Annotated in this window: 19 protein-coding genes; 16 read left to right on the plus strand and 3 right to left on the minus strand. The window is 61.5% G+C overall.

Annotated features, from left to right (window positions below):
* Window positions 1-4 precede the first annotated feature (4 nt).
* The 13 genes from QWJ46_RS20210 to QWJ46_RS20270 all read left to right on the plus strand — a co-directional run bounded on the left by QWJ46_RS20210 (window position 5) and on the right by QWJ46_RS20270 (window position 10,321).
* Window positions 5-1,204, plus strand: a complete 1,200-nt coding sequence (locus QWJ46_RS20210) for a M20 aminoacylase family protein (RefSeq protein ID WP_302753251.1) — start codon at window positions 5-7, stop codon at window positions 1,202-1,204.
* On the plus strand, window positions 1,201-1,755 hold the full coding sequence (locus QWJ46_RS20215) for a GNAT family N-acetyltransferase (protein ID WP_302753252.1): 555 nt from the start codon (window positions 1,201-1,203) through the stop codon (window positions 1,753-1,755). The genes QWJ46_RS20210 and QWJ46_RS20215 overlap by 4 nt, the downstream gene beginning before the upstream one ends.
* A 35-nt stretch (window positions 1,756-1,790) precedes the next feature.
* On the plus strand, window positions 1,791-3,563 hold the full coding sequence (locus QWJ46_RS20220) for an amino acid ABC transporter permease/ATP-binding protein (RefSeq protein WP_302753254.1): 1,773 nt from the start codon (window positions 1,791-1,793) through the stop codon (window positions 3,561-3,563).
* Window positions 3,564-3,654: 91 nt separating this feature from the next.
* On the plus strand, window positions 3,655-4,599 hold the full coding sequence (locus QWJ46_RS20225; protein WP_302753255.1) for an ABC transporter substrate-binding protein: 945 nt from the start codon (window positions 3,655-3,657) through the stop codon (window positions 4,597-4,599).
* 71 nt (window positions 4,600-4,670) lie between these two features.
* Window positions 4,671-5,609, plus strand: coding sequence for an ABC transporter substrate-binding protein (locus QWJ46_RS20230; RefSeq protein WP_302753256.1), 939 nt, complete (start codon window positions 4,671-4,673; stop codon window positions 5,607-5,609).
* Window positions 5,610-5,623: 14 nt separating this feature from the next.
* Window positions 5,624-6,658, plus strand: a complete 1,035-nt coding sequence (locus QWJ46_RS20235) for an LLM class flavin-dependent oxidoreductase (protein ID WP_302753258.1) — start codon at window positions 5,624-5,626, stop codon at window positions 6,656-6,658.
* A 53-nt stretch (window positions 6,659-6,711) separates the two neighbouring features.
* Complete coding sequence (locus QWJ46_RS20240) at window positions 6,712-7,308, plus strand: 2-hydroxychromene-2-carboxylate isomerase (RefSeq protein WP_302753259.1); 597 nt, start codon at window positions 6,712-6,714, stop codon at window positions 7,306-7,308.
* A gap of 121 nt (window positions 7,309-7,429) precedes the next feature.
* Window positions 7,430-7,990, plus strand: coding sequence for an FMN reductase (gene msuE, locus QWJ46_RS20245; RefSeq protein ID WP_302753260.1), 561 nt, complete (start codon window positions 7,430-7,432; stop codon window positions 7,988-7,990).
* 8 nt (window positions 7,991-7,998) lie between these two features.
* Window positions 7,999-8,196: a hypothetical protein gene (locus tag QWJ46_RS20250; protein WP_184458915.1), complete on the plus strand. Its 198-nt coding sequence runs from the start codon at window positions 7,999-8,001 to the stop codon at window positions 8,194-8,196.
* A gap of 120 nt (window positions 8,197-8,316) precedes the next feature.
* Window positions 8,317-8,487, plus strand: a complete 171-nt coding sequence (locus QWJ46_RS20255; RefSeq protein ID WP_302753263.1) for a hypothetical protein — start codon at window positions 8,317-8,319, stop codon at window positions 8,485-8,487.
* Window positions 8,488-8,648: 161 nt separating this feature from the next.
* Window positions 8,649-9,230 (plus strand): alpha/beta hydrolase, encoded by a 582-nt coding sequence (locus tag QWJ46_RS20260; RefSeq protein ID WP_302753265.1) that lies wholly within the window; start codon window positions 8,649-8,651, stop codon window positions 9,228-9,230.
* 11 nt (window positions 9,231-9,241) lie between these two features.
* Complete coding sequence (locus tag QWJ46_RS20265) at window positions 9,242-9,550, plus strand: hypothetical protein (protein ID WP_302753266.1); 309 nt, start codon at window positions 9,242-9,244, stop codon at window positions 9,548-9,550.
* A 3-nt stretch (window positions 9,551-9,553) separates the two neighbouring features.
* Window positions 9,554-10,321 (plus strand): gamma-glutamylcyclotransferase, encoded by a 768-nt coding sequence (locus QWJ46_RS20270; RefSeq protein ID WP_302753267.1) that lies wholly within the window; start codon window positions 9,554-9,556, stop codon window positions 10,319-10,321.
* 24 nt (window positions 10,322-10,345) lie between these two features.
* Here the strand turns inward: QWJ46_RS20270 and QWJ46_RS20275 are convergent, their stop codons facing one another.
* The 3 genes from QWJ46_RS20275 to tauA are packed head-to-tail and all read right to left on the minus strand — an operon-like array spanning window position 10,346 to window position 13,049.
* A complete protein-coding gene (locus QWJ46_RS20275; RefSeq protein ID WP_302753269.1) occupies window positions 10,346-11,197 on the minus strand; it encodes an ABC transporter permease subunit in 852 nt (283 codons plus the stop codon).
* Window positions 11,194-11,982, minus strand: coding sequence for a taurine ABC transporter ATP-binding protein (locus QWJ46_RS20280; protein WP_302753271.1), 789 nt, complete (start codon window positions 11,980-11,982; stop codon window positions 11,194-11,196). Before QWJ46_RS20280 ends, QWJ46_RS20275 begins: the two co-directional genes overlap by 4 nt.
* Before the next feature lie 53 nt (window positions 11,983-12,035).
* The gene (gene tauA / locus QWJ46_RS20285; protein WP_302753273.1) at window positions 12,036-13,049 is read right to left on the minus strand and encodes a taurine ABC transporter substrate-binding protein; all 1,014 of its coding nucleotides are present in this window, start codon (window positions 13,047-13,049) and stop codon (window positions 12,036-12,038) included.
* 202 nt (window positions 13,050-13,251) lie between these two features.
* Here tauA and QWJ46_RS20290 point away from each other — a divergent pair, with 202 nt between their 5' ends.
* The 3 genes from QWJ46_RS20290 to QWJ46_RS20300 all read left to right on the plus strand — a co-directional run bounded on the left by QWJ46_RS20290 (window position 13,252) and on the right by QWJ46_RS20300 (window position 16,766).
* On the plus strand, window positions 13,252-14,622 hold the full coding sequence (locus QWJ46_RS20290; RefSeq protein ID WP_302753275.1) for an FAD/NAD(P)-binding protein: 1,371 nt from the start codon (window positions 13,252-13,254) through the stop codon (window positions 14,620-14,622).
* A 135-nt stretch (window positions 14,623-14,757) separates the two neighbouring features.
* Entirely contained in the window at window positions 14,758-15,453 is a 696-nt protein-coding gene (locus tag QWJ46_RS20295) for a GntR family transcriptional regulator (RefSeq protein ID WP_302753276.1), read from the plus strand.
* Window positions 15,454-16,163: 710 nt separating this feature from the next.
* Window positions 16,164-16,766, plus strand: coding sequence for an amino acid synthesis family protein (locus QWJ46_RS20300; protein WP_302753278.1), 603 nt, complete (start codon window positions 16,164-16,166; stop codon window positions 16,764-16,766).
* Window positions 16,767-16,770: the final 4 nt, after the last annotated feature.

Here is a 16,770-nt window from a genome sequence, read left to right on the forward strand (position 1 = left end):
CGCCATGGACCTCATCGCTCAGAACCCGCGCAGCAACGATCCGGTCGAGAGGGGCATTGCCCGTTATCTCGATGAAATCATCGCGCTTCGCCGCGATCTGCACCAATATCCCGAGCTGGCGTTTCAGGAGCTGAGGACCAGTAAGCTCGTCGCATCCCGCCTTTCCTCCTGGGGATACGAGGTGGCGACGGGCATTGCAGGCACCGGCATCGTCGCCACCCTCAGGCGCGGCGAAGGCAAGAGGCGGCTCGGCATCCGGGCTGATATGGATGCGCTGCCGATCGAGGAGGCGACCGACCTTGCCTATGCCAGCAGCAACCCCGGCGTCATGCATGCATGCGGCCATGACGGGCATACGTCCATCCTGCTTGCCGCCGCCCGCTATCTCGCAGAGAGCGGCAATTTCAGCGGCACGCTCAGGCTGATCTTCCAGCCGGCCGAAGAGATCGGCGCCGGCGCCCGCAAGATGATTTCGGAAGGGCTGTTCGAACGATTTCCCATCGATGCGGTCTTCGGGTTGCACAATTGGCCCGGCGTCCCAGCGGGTCAGTTCGGCTTCGTCACCGGCCCCGCCATGGCCTCGGTCGACCAGGCGGTCGTCAGGATCGTCGGCAAGGGCGGCCATGGCGCCGAGCCGCACCGCGCCGTCGACCCGGTGCTGGCGTCGGCCTCCTTCATCACCGCCCTGCAAAGCGTCGTCTCCCGCAATGTCGACCCGCAGGACATGGCGGTCGCCACCGTCGGCTCGATCCATGCCGGCTCTGCCTCGAACGTGATCCCGGAAAGCGTGGAGATGAAGCTCACCATGCGGGCCTTCAGCGAGACGGTTCGCCAGCTGCTGCAGGAACGCATTCCGGCCCTTGCCCGCGCCCAGGCCGAAAGCTTCGGCGCCGAGGCGGATGTGAACTACCGGCTCGGTTTTCCGGCGCTCATCAATCACGCCAAGGAAACGGCCTTTGCCCGCGACGTCGCGTATGACGCGCTCGGTCTCGCCGCGGTCGAGAAGGATTTCCGGCCGAGAACCGCAAGCGAGGATTTCGCCTTCATGCTGCAGGCCAATGCCGGTAGCTATCTCTTCGTCGGTAATGGCGACAGCGCTCCTCTCCACAGCGCCCACTACGATTTCAACGACGCGATCATCGCGCCGGCCGCCCGCTACTGGGTCCGGCTCGCAGAAACCTTCCTCACTGAAGACAACGGGTGACGAACGAAATGAGCGATACGTTTCTCTATACGAGCCCTCTCGATCCCCGGGCCAAGCCGCTGATCGATGAACTGATCCGCGAATATGACAGCCGCTACGGCAATTATTTCAACGCCGAAGGCGCTGCAGCGGAGCTGAACCGCTATCCCCCGGAAGCCTTCGCGCCGCCTCACGGCAATTTCCTGCTGCTGATCCGGAATGGTGAAACCATCGGCGGCGGCGCCTTCAAGCACTACGACGATCGCACGGCCGAGTTCAAACGCATCTGGACGCGCTCCGATCTGCGCCGCCAGGGGCTTGCCCGCAAGGTGCTGGTGGAGCTGGAAGCCCAGGCGGCCCGCCAGGGTTATGGCAGGATCTATCTGACGACCGGTTTTCGCCAGCCGGAGGCCGTCGGCCTTTATCTGAACTATGGCTACACCGCGCTCTTCGACACGGCTGCCGACCCCGAGATCTACAAGAGCCTGCCCTTCGAGAAGGACATCACCTATCTCGCTGCGCCGGCTTTCGAAAGCGAACCGCGCCTGAAGGTGGCCGGCGCAAATCTCTGAAACGGCAGACCGACAATCATAAAAGGGAAACAACAATGGCACTGACGACGGATTTTGCGAGCATCGAGCCCGGCAGCAGGACGGCAGAACCGAGGCAAGACAATTCCCGCTACCGCATCGTGCCGGCGCGCCATCCCGAGCGGCTGGCGGGCACGATATTCGCCGCTGTCGTCATCGTCGCCGTGCTCTATTCGACCTTCACCAATCCGCGTTGGGGTTGGAGTGTCTTTGCCGAATGGTTCTTTGCCGAGCCGGTGCTCGTCGGCCTTGGCAGGACATTGCTCCTGACCGCGCTCGCCGCCGTTTCCGGCTCTATTCTCGGAACGGCTCTGGCGCTCGCCCGTGTTTCCAAGTCGCCGCTGCTATCAGGCCTCTCCTGGGGCTATATCTGGCTGCTGCGCTCGATCCCTATGATCGTGCTGCTCTTGATATTGAACAATCTCGGTTATCTCTACGAAACGATCAGGATCGAGGTTCCCTTTACCGAGACGGTCTTGTTCAGCTATCCCACCGTGCAGTTGCTGACGCCCTTTGCCGCCGCTTACCTCGGCCTGACGCTCAACCAGTCGGCCTTTTTCGCCGAGATCGTCCGCGGCGGCATTCTGTCGGTGGATCATGGGCAGCTGGAGGCCGCGGCCGCGCTTGGTCTGCCGCGCCGCCGGCAAGCCTTCCGCATCGTGCTGCCGCAGGCCATGCGCTCCATCCTGCCCACCGGTTTCAACGAGCTCATCGGATTGGCCAAGAGCACGTCCGTTGTCTATGTGCTGGCGCTGCCGGAGCTCTTTTACACGGTCCAGGTGATCTACCGCCGCAATCTCGAAGTCATTCCGCTGCTGATGGTCGCAACGGTCTGGTATCTGATCATCATGACCGTGCTGTCGGTCGCCCAGTATTATGTCGAGCGCTACTTCTCCAAAGGCGCCGTGCGCAATCCGACGCCGCTGCCTTTCCAGGCATTCCTGGAACGCTTCCGCCGCCCGCTGCCGACTCTTGGTAACACGACCGGCGCGCGCAATCCCGGCTTCCATGATGCGACGGCGCTGCGGACAGGCGGTGCGGTGCGCATCCACGCGATCTCGAAAAGCTTCGGTTCGCTGAAAGTGCTCGACGATGTCGAACTCAACCTGCCGGCCGGCAGCGTGACCGCCATCCTCGGCCCATCGGGTTCGGGGAAGTCGACTCTGCTGCGCTCCATCAACCACCTGGAACGTGTCGACGAGGGCTTCATTTCCGTCGACGGCGATTTCGTCGGCTACAGCAGGAAGGGCGATACGCTCTATGAGCTCAAGGAGAAGGATATCCTCAGGCGCCGCGCCGATATCGGCATGGTCTTCCAGAGCTTCAATCTCTTCCCGCATCTGACCGTGCTCGAAAACCTCATCGAGGCGCCGATCCAGGTTCGCGGCATCGGCCGCGAGGAAGCCGTACGATTGGCGCAGGAACTCCTCGCCCGTATCGGCCTCAGCGACAAGATCAACGCCTATCCGCGCCAGCTCTCCGGTGGCCAGCAGCAGCGCGTCGCGATCGCCCGGGCATTGGCGCTCCGCCCCAAGGTGCTGCTGTTCGATGAGCCGACCTCCGCGCTCGATCCCGAACTCGTCGGCGAAGTGCTCGATGTCATCAAGGAGCTGGCCCGCACCGGCACGACGCTCGTCATCGTCACCCATGAAATCGGTTTTGCCCGTGAGGTCGCCGACACTGTCGTGTTCATGGAAAGCGGCCGTATCCTGGAGGCCGGCCCACCGGCCCGGATCTTTACGCAAGCGGAACATCCTCGAACACGCGAATTCCTCGCCAAAGTTCTCTAGCGCCGAAAGCGCTGGCGAAATGCCGGGCCGCGACGGGCTGCTCCGGTCGAATGACAACAACTACAACCTTAAGATGAAGTGGAGAAGGGGTATGACATTTACAGATAGAGCAAGGCTTCTGATAGCGGGAGCTGTCACCATTGCAGCGATCGGTTTCGGTTCCGCTCAGGCGCAGCAGAAGTTCGATCTCAGCCCTGAACAGCCGAACCGGCTGCGGGTGGAAAAGAACGAGAAGCGTATCGCCGAAACCAAGGACTTCAAGTTCGTCGAAAACGGCGTCTTCACCGTCGGCATCAGTTCGAGCGGCAATCTTCCGCTGCATGACTACGCTTCCGATTCCAAGACTGTCATCGGCTATGACGTCGATCTCGCGCAGGCGATCGCCGACGGTCTCGGCCTGAAGCTCAATCTGGTTTCCGTCGCATGGGCGGATTGGCCGCTCGGGCTCACCTCCGGCAAGTTCGACGCGGTGATCTCGAACGTGACGGTCACGGAAGAGCGCAAGGAGAAATTCGATTTCTCCACCTATCGCAAGGATGAGCTCGGCTTCTACGTCAGGGTCGACAATCCGATCACCTCGATCAAGCAGCCGAAGGATATTGCCGGCTTGAAGGTCATCACCGATGCCGGCACCAACCAGGAGAAGATCCTGCTGGAATGGGATCGGCAGAATGTTGCGGCCGGCCTGAAGCCGATCGAGGTGCAATATTACGATGATGACGCGGTCAAGGATCTTGCCGTCCAGTCCGGCAGGGCCGACGCCGTCTTCAGCGTCAACGCGACGCAGGCCTATTCGGCGGGGATCAACGGCAAGACCAAGCTTGTCGGCACTGTCAGCGGCGGTTGGCCGATCACCGCGGAGATTGCGGTCACCACGCGCAAGGGCAGCGGGCTTGCGGCGCCCGTGACCGATGTCGTCAACGATCTGATCGCCAGCGGCGCCTATAAGAAGATCCTCGATACGTGGAATCTCGGTCCCGAGGCGATCGACAAGGCGCAGACCAACCCGCCCGGCCTGCCGAAGAGCGGTTCGTAACGTTCACTTGGCGGACCGGCATGCGAGCCGGTCCGCCTCTGCTTTTCGATGCAAACGGAGACATATCGACCGTGACGCCCTTTCCCGCGATCCGCACCTTCTTCCTCGCAGCGCTGACGGCAGCCTTGACCGGCCTTGGCGCCGCCCATGCCGCAGATGATTTCGACCTCAGCCCGCAGCAGCCGGGCAGGCTTCACGCCGCGAGGAACGATGCGGCCATCGCTGCGATCCCGAAAGACTTCACGTTCGTCACGCCAGGCAAGTTCACCATCGCCGTGAGCCCCGGCGGTCCTCCGCTTGCGATCTATGCCACCGACGCCAAGACCGTCGTCGGGGCGGATCCCGACTATGCCTATGCCATCGCCGATAGCCTCGGCCTGACGCTGGAGATCGTCCCAGTCGCCTGGATCGACTGGCCGCTCGGCCTCACCTCCGGCAAATATGACGCCGTCATCTCCAATGTCGGCGTAACCGAGCAGCGCAAGGAGAAGTTCGATTTCTCCACCTATCGCCAGGGCCTGCACGGTATCTTCGTGAAATCCGACAGCCCCATTAGCTCGATCAAGGAGCCGAAGGATGCGGCCGGCCTCAGGATCATCGTCGGCGCCGGCACCAACCAGGAGCGCATTCTGGTGAAGTGGAGCGAAGAGGACCTCTCCGCCGGCTTGAAGCCGATCGAGCTGCAATATTACGACGACGAGGCGGCGAGCCTGCTCGCGCTGCGTTCCGGCCGGGCAGATGTCATCGTCCAGCCGCACGCCCAGCTCGTCTTCATCGCCGCGCGCGACAAGAACATCAAACGGGTCGGCACGCTGAGCGCCGGCTGGCCGGATCGTTCCGATGTCGCGATCGCCACCCGCAAGGGAAGCGGGCTGGCGAACGCGCTGACCATCGCCACCAACGGCCTGATCAAGGACGGCACCTACGCCAAGATCCTCGACCACTGGCATCTTTCCGAGGAGGCCTTGCCGGCATCCGAGACCAATCCGCCCGGCCTGCCGAAATATTGAACGGAAGGCATGACATGAGCGGCCGCGATATATCCATCAGCCATATCGGTTTCCTCACCCCCGGCAACTATCCCGACGATGATCCCCTGTCGGGATTGGAGCAGACGCTTCAGCAACTGCAGTATGGCGAGGAGTTGGGCTTCGAAAGCGCCTGGGTCCGCCAGCGGCATCTCGAGCCGGGGATTTCTTCGGCGAGCGCCTTCCTGGCGGCGGCCACACAGCGCACCAGCCGGATCGAACTCGGAACGGCGGTCATTCCGATCGGTTATGAAAGCCCCTATCGGCTGGCCGAAGACCTCGCCACGGTCGATGTCCTCTCGCGCGGGCGGCTGAACATCGGCGTCAGCGCCGGCCGGCCGCTGCACGCCGAGCTGATTGGCCCACTCGCCTTCGACGGGGACTGGACGAGCTACGATTTCTCCCACGATCGCGTTTTGCGCTTCGCCGGCAATCTGCGCGGCAGCTATCTCGGCGACGAGCAGACCTTCATCAAGACGCCATTCGGCCCGCAGCGGCCGCGCCTGCAGCCTTTTGCCAAAGGTTTGATCGACCGCATCTGGTATGGCGGCGGGTCGCAGCGCTCGGCCGAATGGGCCGGCCGCAACGGCTTCAATCTGTTGACAGGCAATGTGATCACCGGGGAGGGGACGGATGATTTCTTCGTCGCTCAGTCCAGGCTCATCAAAACCTATCGCGCCTCTGGAACTGAGCGCCGTATCGCGCTCGGCCGCGTCATTGTGCCTTTCGACAGCGCCGATGCGGCAACGCGCCGCCGTTACCGCGATTATGCCGACGGTCGCCATCAGCGGACGCTCTCGCCGCAGGGCGAGCGGCGCACCCTGTTCGCCCGAGATATCGTCGGCACGTCGGACGAGATATTGGAGCGGCTTTTTTCCGATCCGATCCTGCCCGAGGTCCGCGAATTGAGGCTGGAGCTTCCTTACGAGTTCGAGCACGAGCAATATCGCCAGATTCTCCACGACTTCGTGACGGCAGTCGCGCCCGCGCTCGGATGGAAAGCGCAAGCCGGAATTCGGGCCGCTTCCTAATTTGATCACCATCATCGACGCCAGAACAATCGCTTTACGAGGAACATTCATCAGTGACCAAAACGGTAGAATACTTCTTTTCGATCGGCTCGCCCTGGTCCTACATCGGCTTCGACGCCTTTACCGAACTGGCGGGCCAGAACGACGTGGTCATTACGCCCTTTCTGACGACGGTGGTCGAAGAAAACGGCGGCATCTTCTCGCGCAACCGTCCGGAAATCCGCCGTGCCTACTGGACGCGGGACCTCAAACGCTGGGCGCGCGTGCGCGGCAAGGAGCTCAGGCTCGAGCATCGCCCCGAGCTCAGCGATCCCACGCCGGCATCTCTCTTCGTGATTGCGGCCTATCTCGACGGGCAGGATTGGATCGGTGTTGCCCGAGCCCTGCAGCACGCCTTCTGGAGCGAGGCGAAGGATATCGGCCGGCCCGATGTGCGCGAAGCGATCGTTAACGCCGCCGGTGTCGATGGCGCCGCACTTCTCAGGCGGCAAGCCGACGAAGATGTCCAGAACAAATGGTCGGCGGATCGGGTGCATGCCCGCGACAGCGGCGTCTTCGGCTTTCCGAGCTACCTCTACGACGGTGAGCTCTATTGGGGACAGGACAATTTGCCCTTCCTCGAACGGCATCTCGGCGGCGACAGGCCTTAGGAGCAATCAACCGGGGCGAAGACGAATATTTTTTCACCCCGGCGAGCAAGGAGAGACGCCCATTCCTTTAATCTATCAATTTTGTAGACAATAGTTGAAGCAATCACAGAGAGGAAAACTGATGTCAGGTTTCAAACTCGTCGGCATTGCTGGCAGCTTCAATCGTCCTTCGAAGACACTGGCCCTCGTTCGGCATGTCGCCGAACTTGCGAGCGATCGATACGGCTTTACCAGCAAGACCTATGATCTCAACGATGTCGGTCCTTCCCTGGGCAGTTCCTTATGGCGCAAGGACCTCGACGAGCAGGCGAGGCGCGTCCTCGACGAGATCGTACAGGCCGATGCCCTGATCATCGGCTCGCCGACCTACAAGGGCTCCTATCCCGGGCATTTCAAGCACCTCATCGATCTGATCGACCCGCATGAACTGCGGGCGAAGCCGATCATCATCACGGCGACTGGCGGCGGTGACCGGCACGCGCTGATGGTCGAGCATCAGCTTCGACCGCTGTTCGGCTTCTTCATGGCCCATACGTTGCCGACTGCCGTTTACGCCTCCGATCGCGATTTTACCGCCTACGCGGTCTCTTCGGATGCGCTTTCGAACCGGATCGGCGAAGTGGTCGGGGAATTGGCGGCTTTCTTCCCCGAAGTAAAGCCGGCACTGGCGGCGGCCGAATAGTCGCCGCCATGCTCCGATCTCAAAAGACGGCGCCGGACGATGCGGAAAGGCCCGAAGCGGGCGAACAGATGTGGAGTGTCTTCGAATTCGCCCGGCGCTATCGCCTCGCCAAGCGGGAAGAGAACCGCCTGCTGATGCTCTACGGACCGACCGCACCGCTTGGCGATCTTCTCGCTAATGCGCGACGTCATTCGCTGATTTCCTGATGCAGCTCGCCCAAAAGTGCGCAGCGGTTTCGGGATAATGACATCAGAAGCGCTCATCACGAGTCCGGTTTGATGCGGCGTGCTTTCGCCAAGAACATCAGTTTCAGACAGGAGGTTCGCATGAGGTTTGATTTTCACTTCTGGCTGAAGCTCGCGATCAGCCGCCTCCTTGATTTGAAGCCAGCGCGGAAGTTTCAAGACGAATTGCTCATCCGCGACGAAGAGCGCGACCAGTCTGCACGCGAATACGAACTTCATTACTGGGGCGCTATGCCCGGCCTTTGGTATTGAGGGGGTGGTATGATGGCAATCGTCATTGAGACTGGCCTCCGCCGGCGCTCTGCGGAGAGAGCGAGGGGAAGCCTTATGTCGCGATTCCGGCATGCGGCTGGGATCTGCACGATAACGGGCTCATTCACATTTCTGTTCGCGCTGGTGATCGGGCTGATTCGATGAGTGATGTGCTCATTCTTCCCGGCCTGTTCGGTTCGGCGGAAGGACATTGGCAACAGCACTGGCTGCAGGACCAGCCGGGTAGCCGTTGCGTTACCCAGGACGCTTGGGACCATCCGAACCTTGATCGCTGGCTGCTTCGACTGGACAGCGCACTCGAGGAGGCCGGCGAGGCCTATCTGGTTGCCCATAGTCTCGGATGCCTGCTGGCTGCCCGACTCGCCGGGCGGAGCACGGCGCACCGCGTGAAAGGGGCATTGCTTGTTGCGCCATGCGACCTGGCGGTCACGGAAATTCTGCATCCGGGGCAAATCTCGTTCGGCGAGATGCCGTCGGCGCCTTTGCCTTTTCCTTCCGTCGTCGTCGGCAGTATGAACGATGCCTACATGCCGGTCGACCGGTTGACCCTGTTCGGCCGCCTGTGGAACGCCGAGACCCGAAATATCGGCCTGGCCGGACATATCAACGTCGCCAGCGGCTTCGGCCGTTGGCGCAACGGTTACCGGCTGCTGGAGGCCTTGAAGATGCAGCCGCGGGGTCGACGGCATATTGCTTCGATGTCACCGGCTTTCGCGATGTGAATGGAGCCGGAATGTCCGACAACGCCGCCGACCTTCTACGCCTGAGCGAAGATCCGAATGCCGATCCGAGAACGCGGCGCCGGCAAACCATGGAGCGGTTGGTGCAGACGCTGCTTGCCATGGCCGACGCCGAAATCGGATCGTCGGATCGGCAGCATCGCCATTCGATCATCCATTTGACGACGATCATCCGGGACATGACCGGAAGGATCGCGGAAGCGGACGATGCGACATTTTCGGCGATCGTGAAGGAAGCCGCGATGCTGATACGCAGCCTGCAGCGACGCCAGGCCGAGGCGGCCAGATTTACGGTGCATTGACACGTGATGGACATCCGCAAACATGCGCAGGCGACGGTGCGGGAAGGCACCGTTTCGTGGCCCGGATCAAGAATGGCTCTGACGGACGAGCTCGTATCGCTGAGCCTTCGTCCGGAGATCGATGTCGGCCCCGAACCCCATCGAAAGCCGCTGACCGCGGCAGAGTTGGAGGTGCTTGCGAAGCGTCTCCTCCATGAGTCCGGCAGCGCGCCGCTTTGGGTTTTCGCCTACGGATCATTGATATGGAAGCCGGATTTTGATGCCGTTGAGGCGCGGCATGGCGCAACGAGAGGGTGGCGTCGCTCCTTCTGCCTCGAGATGACCCGCTGGCGGGGAACGCAGGCTCAGCCGGGTCTGATGATGGCGCTTGATCGAGGCGGTCGTTGTAACGGCATGGTCTTCAGGCTCGCCGACGACGATCGGCTTGGCCAGCTTCGCCGGCTGATCCGCCGCGAGGTCGGCACGATCGAAGACGCTGCGACAGTTCGGTGGATTCCGGTTGTGACCGCACATGGGCTCGTGCGCGCGCTGGTCTTTTGGGCCGGTCCCAAGGGCGAGCGTGTTTCCCGCAAGTTGCCGCTGGAGACGGTGGCGCGGGTGCTGGCGCGCGCCTTCGGACACATGGGCTCCTGCGCCGAATATCTCTATCTGACCGTGAAGCATCTGGAGGAACGCGGCATTCGGGACCGCAATTTATGGCGGCTTCAGCAACTGGTCGCAGCCGAACTCGTCGCCATACACGGGCTGAACGGGCCGGCAGGCAGCCATTGAATATGGCTGCCTGCCGCCATTCGGTCAGAGCTTGCCTTTCCAGGGGACGAGGAATGCCTCGAGGAACCGGATGACGGCCGAGAAGGTGAAGGCGCAGATCGCGATGATGCCGATACCCACGAAGACGACGTCGGTCGCCAGAAACTGCGACGCCGACATGATCATGAAACCGATCCCGCGCGTGGAGGCGATCAGCTCGGCCGCAACCAGCGTGCCCCAGCCGACGCCGAGCGCGATGCGGATGCCGGTGAGGATCTCCGGCAGGGCAGACGGCAGGACGATATCGATGAAAAGCTGCAGCCGGCTCGCGCCGAGAGACCGGGCGGCATTGACGCGCTCGATCGGCAGCGAACGAACACCCGCCTGGGCCGAGAGGCAGATCGGCGCAAACATCGCCAGCACCAGCAGCGTGATCTTCGACGTTTCGCCGATGCCGAGCCAGATGATCATCAGCGGCAGGTAGGAGAGGGGCGGAAGCGGCCAGTAGAATTCGATCGGCGCATCGAACACGCCTTTCGCCCAGCGGTTCAATCCCATGAGCAATCCGAGCGGAATGCCGGCCGAGATGGCGATGAGGGCGGCGACGACGATGCGGAACAGACTTGCAAAGACATGTTCGGACAGCGACGCTCCGGCGTAACCGTCGCGATAGATGGCGCCGATCTGTGTCAGGACTTCATCGGGACGCGGCAGGAACAGGTGCGGGACGACGCCGAGCGCGGATACAGACCACCACAGCAGCAGGATCGCCAGGGCGGTGGCGATGCTGATGGCCACGGTGGATTTCTCGCCGGCGCCGAAGCTTGCCATTTTCACCAGCTTGACCTGACGGTCCTCTCTCTGCGCGCCAATCGGGGCCTGGACGATATCGCTCATGCCGCACTCCTCAAATCTTCGCTGCTGTGGAGAATGGCGCGGATTTCCTCGCGCAGCTCGGCAAATTGCGGCGACGCCTTGATCGAGCGGGCGTCGCCGGATTCGGCAAAGCGGCGGACGAAATCGAGATCGAAGCGCGCAACGACGCGCCCCGGCCGCGGTGACATCACGAGCACCTGCGTCCCCAGGAACAAGGCCTCTTCGATCGAATGCGTGATGAAGAAAACCTTTTTTGCCGTCTTGTTCCAGACGGACACCAGCAGTTCCTGCATCTGCTCGCGTGTCAGGCTGTCGAGCGCGCCGAACGGTTCGTCCATCAGCAGAATGTCGGGATTTGTCGCGAGCGCTCGGGCGATGCCCACACGCTGGCGCATGCCGCCCGACAGTTCATAGGGAAAAGCGCCGGCGAATTCATCGAGGCCGACCAGCCGGAGCAATTCCAGGGCGCGGGCCTGTCGCTCCTTCCGGTTGACGCCGGCGAATTTCAAACCGAGCGCGACATTGTCGGCAACCGTTTTCCACGGCAGCAGCGAGTCCTTCTGAAAAACGACGCCGCGATCGGCGCCCGGCCGTTCAACGGCGCGGCCGTCGAGCGTGATCCGGCCATCGGAAATCGGGAGAAAGCCGGCAATCGCGTTGAGAAGAGTTGATTTGCCGCATCCGGACGCCCCGAGCGCAACCACGAAGCCCCGGTCGGGAATATCGAAGGAGACGCGATCGAGCGCGTGAACGGTGCGTCCGTCGCGGGCTGAGAAGAAAACGCTGGCGTGGTCGACTTTAAGCATGGTGCCGCTCGCAGGTTTGACCCTGGCGCGTACCGCGCCAGGGTCGGGGAGGGTCAGTTGCTGACGCCGGTGAGTGCGTCTGCGGTGACGAAGGCGCCGTAATTTGCCAGCACATCGGAGACCTTGCCCTGTTCCTTCAGGAACGAAGCGGTGTCCTTGAGGATCTTGCCGGCGCCTGCCTTTTCGCCGCCGCCGAGCCAGGCGTCGGATGCCTGCACGTCAGGCGTCAGAAGCGTCAGGTTCTTCAGGGCCGATGCCTGCTGTTCCGGCGTTCCGCCGAGAAGCTTGGAGAGCGACTTTGCATTGTCGCTGTCGGGACCCCAGGCAGCTTTATCAGATGCGAAGGAGGCGTAGTATTTGTTGATGACCGAGGCGAAGCCCTTCAGGAATTGAGGGTTGTCGGCGGCAAATTTCGAGGTCGCAACCCAGGCCGAGAATGTCGGGGCTCCCTTGTCCGCCACATCCTTGGAGGTGACGAGCACCTTTCCGTTCTTCTTCAATTCGGTTAGGGCCGGATCCCAGACGAAACCGCCGTCGATATCGCCGCGGTTATAACTCGCGACGATCTCGGGCTGCGGGATGGCGAAGACCTGAACGTCTTTCTCGGTCAGGCCCAGCGATTTGATCAGCGCCAGGAGCTGATAGTGGTCCGTGGAAACAGGTGCAGCGGCAAGCTTCTTGCCCTTCAAGTCGTTAACGCTTTCGATGCCGGAACCGTTGCGCACGACGAGAGCCTCGTCGATGCCCGAGATGGAGGCGAGGTAGAAGGCCTTGACCTCCAGCCCGCGAGACACCGCAGCCGCAAACGGGCTGGAACCGACATAGCCGACCTGAACATCGCCCGAGGCGATGGCCGCAAAGATCTCAGCGCCCGAATTGAACCTGCGGAAGTCGATCTCATATCCCGTCGTCTTGGCAAATTCGCCATTGGCGATCGCGACCGAAGACGGCAGGGCATCGGTTTGATAGCCGACGACGACCTTTTTATCCGCCGCCTCGGCGACGACAGCCGTTGCAAGAGTGCCGACGCCGACGACGATCGCGGCAATCAAATTTCTGAAATTCATCTTGAGCCCCTTTGTTCAGGGCCACATCCGGCCCTTGATCTCACCCTCAAAAGGGTAATGGTTGAGAATGGGCTAGCGGGAGAAATAACAAACTATATTTATAGACAATAGAGACATTTGTTTTCGTGATTCTACCGCTAACGCGGCCCCGGCGACGGGGTGAGCGGCGGGAGCCAAGGTGTGGACCCTCAGGGAGAATGCATTGATATACGATGTTATCGTGGTCGGTTCCGGTTTTTCGGCGATAGCCGTAACCTGCAATCTCATCGAGCAGCTTCCCGCTTCGGCGACGGTTGCCGTCGTTGGCGACGATCCCGGCTTCGGCCGCGGGACGGCGTACCGGACGGAACTCTATCTCCATCGTCTCAACGTGCCCGCGGGCCGGATGAGCCTGATGCCGCATCAGCCCGACGACTTTGTCGACTGGTTGAAAAATCGCGGACGGAGGCTGCAGGCCGGCGATTTCGCCTCGCGCAGCGATTACGGCCTGTATGTCAGGGATACGCTCGCGCAGCTGCTTCGAAAGCGGGACAGCCGCTGTCGGGTTGATTTCATCCGGGCCAAGGCGGCGGGATGCGTGGAACGTTACAACAGCACCCTGGCCTTTCATCTCGGCAATGGCGACGAGATTGCCGGCAGGAACGTGGTGCTCTGCCTTGGCGTCGGCAACGCCAATCTGCCGATCGATCCGGCTGGCGTGCCGCTGCCGGTGCGTTCGCGGATCGTCGAGAACCCGTGGCGGCTCTCCTGGCTGGGACGCGTCGCATCGTCCGATACGGTCTGCATCCTCGGTTCCGGCCTGACGATGATCGATCAGGTTCTGGCTCTGCGTGCTCACGGCCATAGAGGCAGGATCGACGTGCTTTCGCGCCGCGGGCTTGCGCCGCGCGGGCATGCGAGAAAACCGCCCGCACCTCTGCCGATAGACGTCGAGGCGCTGCCCGGTACAATCAGCGGCATCTTGAAGAGCTTGCGGGAAAAGGCCAGGTCGGTCGACGACTGGCGGAGCGTGATGGACGGTCTGAGGCCCCAAACGCAAGCTCTCTGGCAACGGCTTTCCGGCAAAGAGCGGGCTCGTTTTCTCAGGCATGCGCTTCCCTGGTGGAACATCCACCGACACCGCGTCGCGCCTGACGTGTTCGACAGGTTCGACCAACTTGTCTCGGAGGGAACCGTTCGATTCCACGCCGGCTTCCTGAAATCGCTCGAGGCCGAGGCGGGTAGGCTGGTTGCCGAATACAGGATCAGAGCGACGCGCGATCTCGCCGCAATCAAGGCGGATTGGCTAATCAACTGCACGGGAATGGAGCGCGCCGGGATCAGCCATTCACCGCTTCTGAAGGAAATGAGCCGGTCTCAGCTGATCGCCGCCGATCCTCTCGGCCTCGGCATTCAGGTGGATGCCGCTTCCGAGGTCATAGGGTCATCCCGGATCTCGCCTGTCCGGCTGTTTGCGGTGGGCGCCTTGACGGCGGGACAATTCTGGGAAATTACGGCCGTCCCCGACATTCGGGTGCAAGCCAAGGACGTGGTCGAAGAGATCGTCGCGCAGCGGCCGGCGGCCGAGGCATAGACCGGCTATCCCCAGAGGTCGGTTCGGTGCTTGTTGAATTGCCGGCCGCCGACAGTTACAGTGCGTGGTACGCCATAATACGATTTCGAATTCGGCTGCGACAGCGTGTGAAGCCGGTCAACACTGAGGTGCAGAATGAGCGGCGCTCTGAAGGACGCAGCAATCAGGGTCGAGCGTCCTGCAAAGACATTGCGGGAATTGGCGCTCGACAAGGTCCGCGAAGCCATCGTGAACGGCTATTTTCGTCCAGGAGATCGGCTGGTCGAACGTGATCTCTGCGCCCAGCTCGGCGTCAGCCGGACTGTTGTGCGCGAGGTTCTGAGGCATCTGGAATCGGAAGGGCTCGTCGCCAATCTGCCGAACAAGGGACCGATCGTCGCCCAACTCGACATCGAGGAAGCCAAGCAGATCTACGAGATCCGCGGGGCTCTCGAGGGCATGGCGGCGCGGCTCTGCGCGGAGCACAGCAGCCCCGAGATCGTTGCCGCGCTGGAAGAATCCCTGAACGAAATACGCAACAGCTATCGCGACAACGATATGGCGGGCGTGCTGGCGAACACCTCCTCGTTCTACCAGACGCTATTCACGATGGTCGACAGGCACGTCGCCTGGGGCGTCGTCAACCTTCTCACCGTGCGCATAAACCACTTGCGCTCGATGACGATCAAGACCGAAAGACGCGGCATCGAGGGACCGGCGCAGATGTCGAAGATCGTTGACGCCATCCGCCGCGGCGACGGCGAGGGTGCCCGTCAGGCGGCGATGGATCACGTCGCTGCCGCCAGCGCGATCGCCGAAGCCGTGCTGTCGGCCAAGCAGCCTGCCGAATAGGCGGAGACTGCTGCGGATAGAGAGAGATGTCATCCCGAGCGAGGAGCGGCTCGATCTTTTCCCACTCTCGCTCGATATGGCGTCGATGCACTAACCGTTTCAGCCATGACACAAGGGGAATGAATCGCCGTGCCAGCGATTTGAGAATTATGGTTTGGACATCGTTCTCGTTCCAACCCGCCCATTCTCCTGCCACGGACCGGGGGCCATCTCGTCCTTCAGGATGGATCGGAGCTCCGCAAGGGAGTATCCGGAGATGGGGAGCACCTCGGCGATCCGGCGATAATCCCTTGCCTGCAAGCCGGTGTCGACGAACAGGTCCGACATCGCGTGCCAAACCGGCGACCTTCTCTGGATGTCGAAAATGGCAACGTGCTTCAAAGGTTGCGCGCCCCTTGTGAAGCTGCAAGGCGTGCGAGCAGGTCGGCTTTGACGTTCTCCGGCAAGAATCCAGATTACCGGCTTGACACTCAAGTTTGCTCAATGTGATGGTATGCCATAATAAATAATACATCAGGCTGAATTCCGGGCTGATCGCGAACCTGCGGAGATTGTCTTCAAGTCCGTATTCGTTGGAAGATTCCTATAAGTATCTGTTATTTAAGCGATATTCTTAACGTCTCGCGTAAATCCATATCAATCGCGGGAACGAACTTGACAGCCGTATATTATGGTATACCATAATACGAAACTAAGAAATGAGGTTTTCGATGGCTATTCAAATTCGCAAGACGGGACTGCAGATCGAAACGACGCTGATCGAAGGCGGCAAGGCTGTGGCCGTGCCATTGAAGCTGTTCTCCGCCTACGCTGTCGTGAAAAACCCCTGGGCAGGGCAGGGCTTCGTTGAAGACCTCAAGCCCGAGATTCACGCGGGCGCGCCGGTGCTCGGCGAATTGCTGACCAAGATGATCATCGATGCCGTCGGATCGGGCGATGCTGTCGAAGCTTATGGAAAGTCCGCCGTCGTCGGCCTGGACGGCGAGATCGAACATGCGTCCGCGCTCATCCACACGCTACGCTTCGGCAACTTCTATCGCCAGGCCGTCGGCGCCAAATCCTATCTCGCCTTCTGCAACACACGCGGTCCTGCCAATGCGCCGATCATGATCCCGCTGATGGACAAGAATGACGAAGGCCGCCGCTCGCACTATCTGACCATCCAGACTTCGATTCCAGACGCGCCTGCCGCCGACGAGATTGTCGTGGCTCTCGGTGCTTCGGTCGGCGGACGTCCGCATCACCGCATTGGCGACCGCTACCAGGATCTGAAAGACCTGGGGCAGGACGTTGCCAATCCTGCGGGCGTTTGAGGGA

The sequence above is a fragment of the Rhizobium sp. CBN3 genome (genome assembly GCF_030518245.1).
Taxonomy (GTDB): domain Bacteria; phylum Pseudomonadota; class Alphaproteobacteria; order Rhizobiales; family Rhizobiaceae; genus Rhizobium; species Rhizobium aethiopicum_A.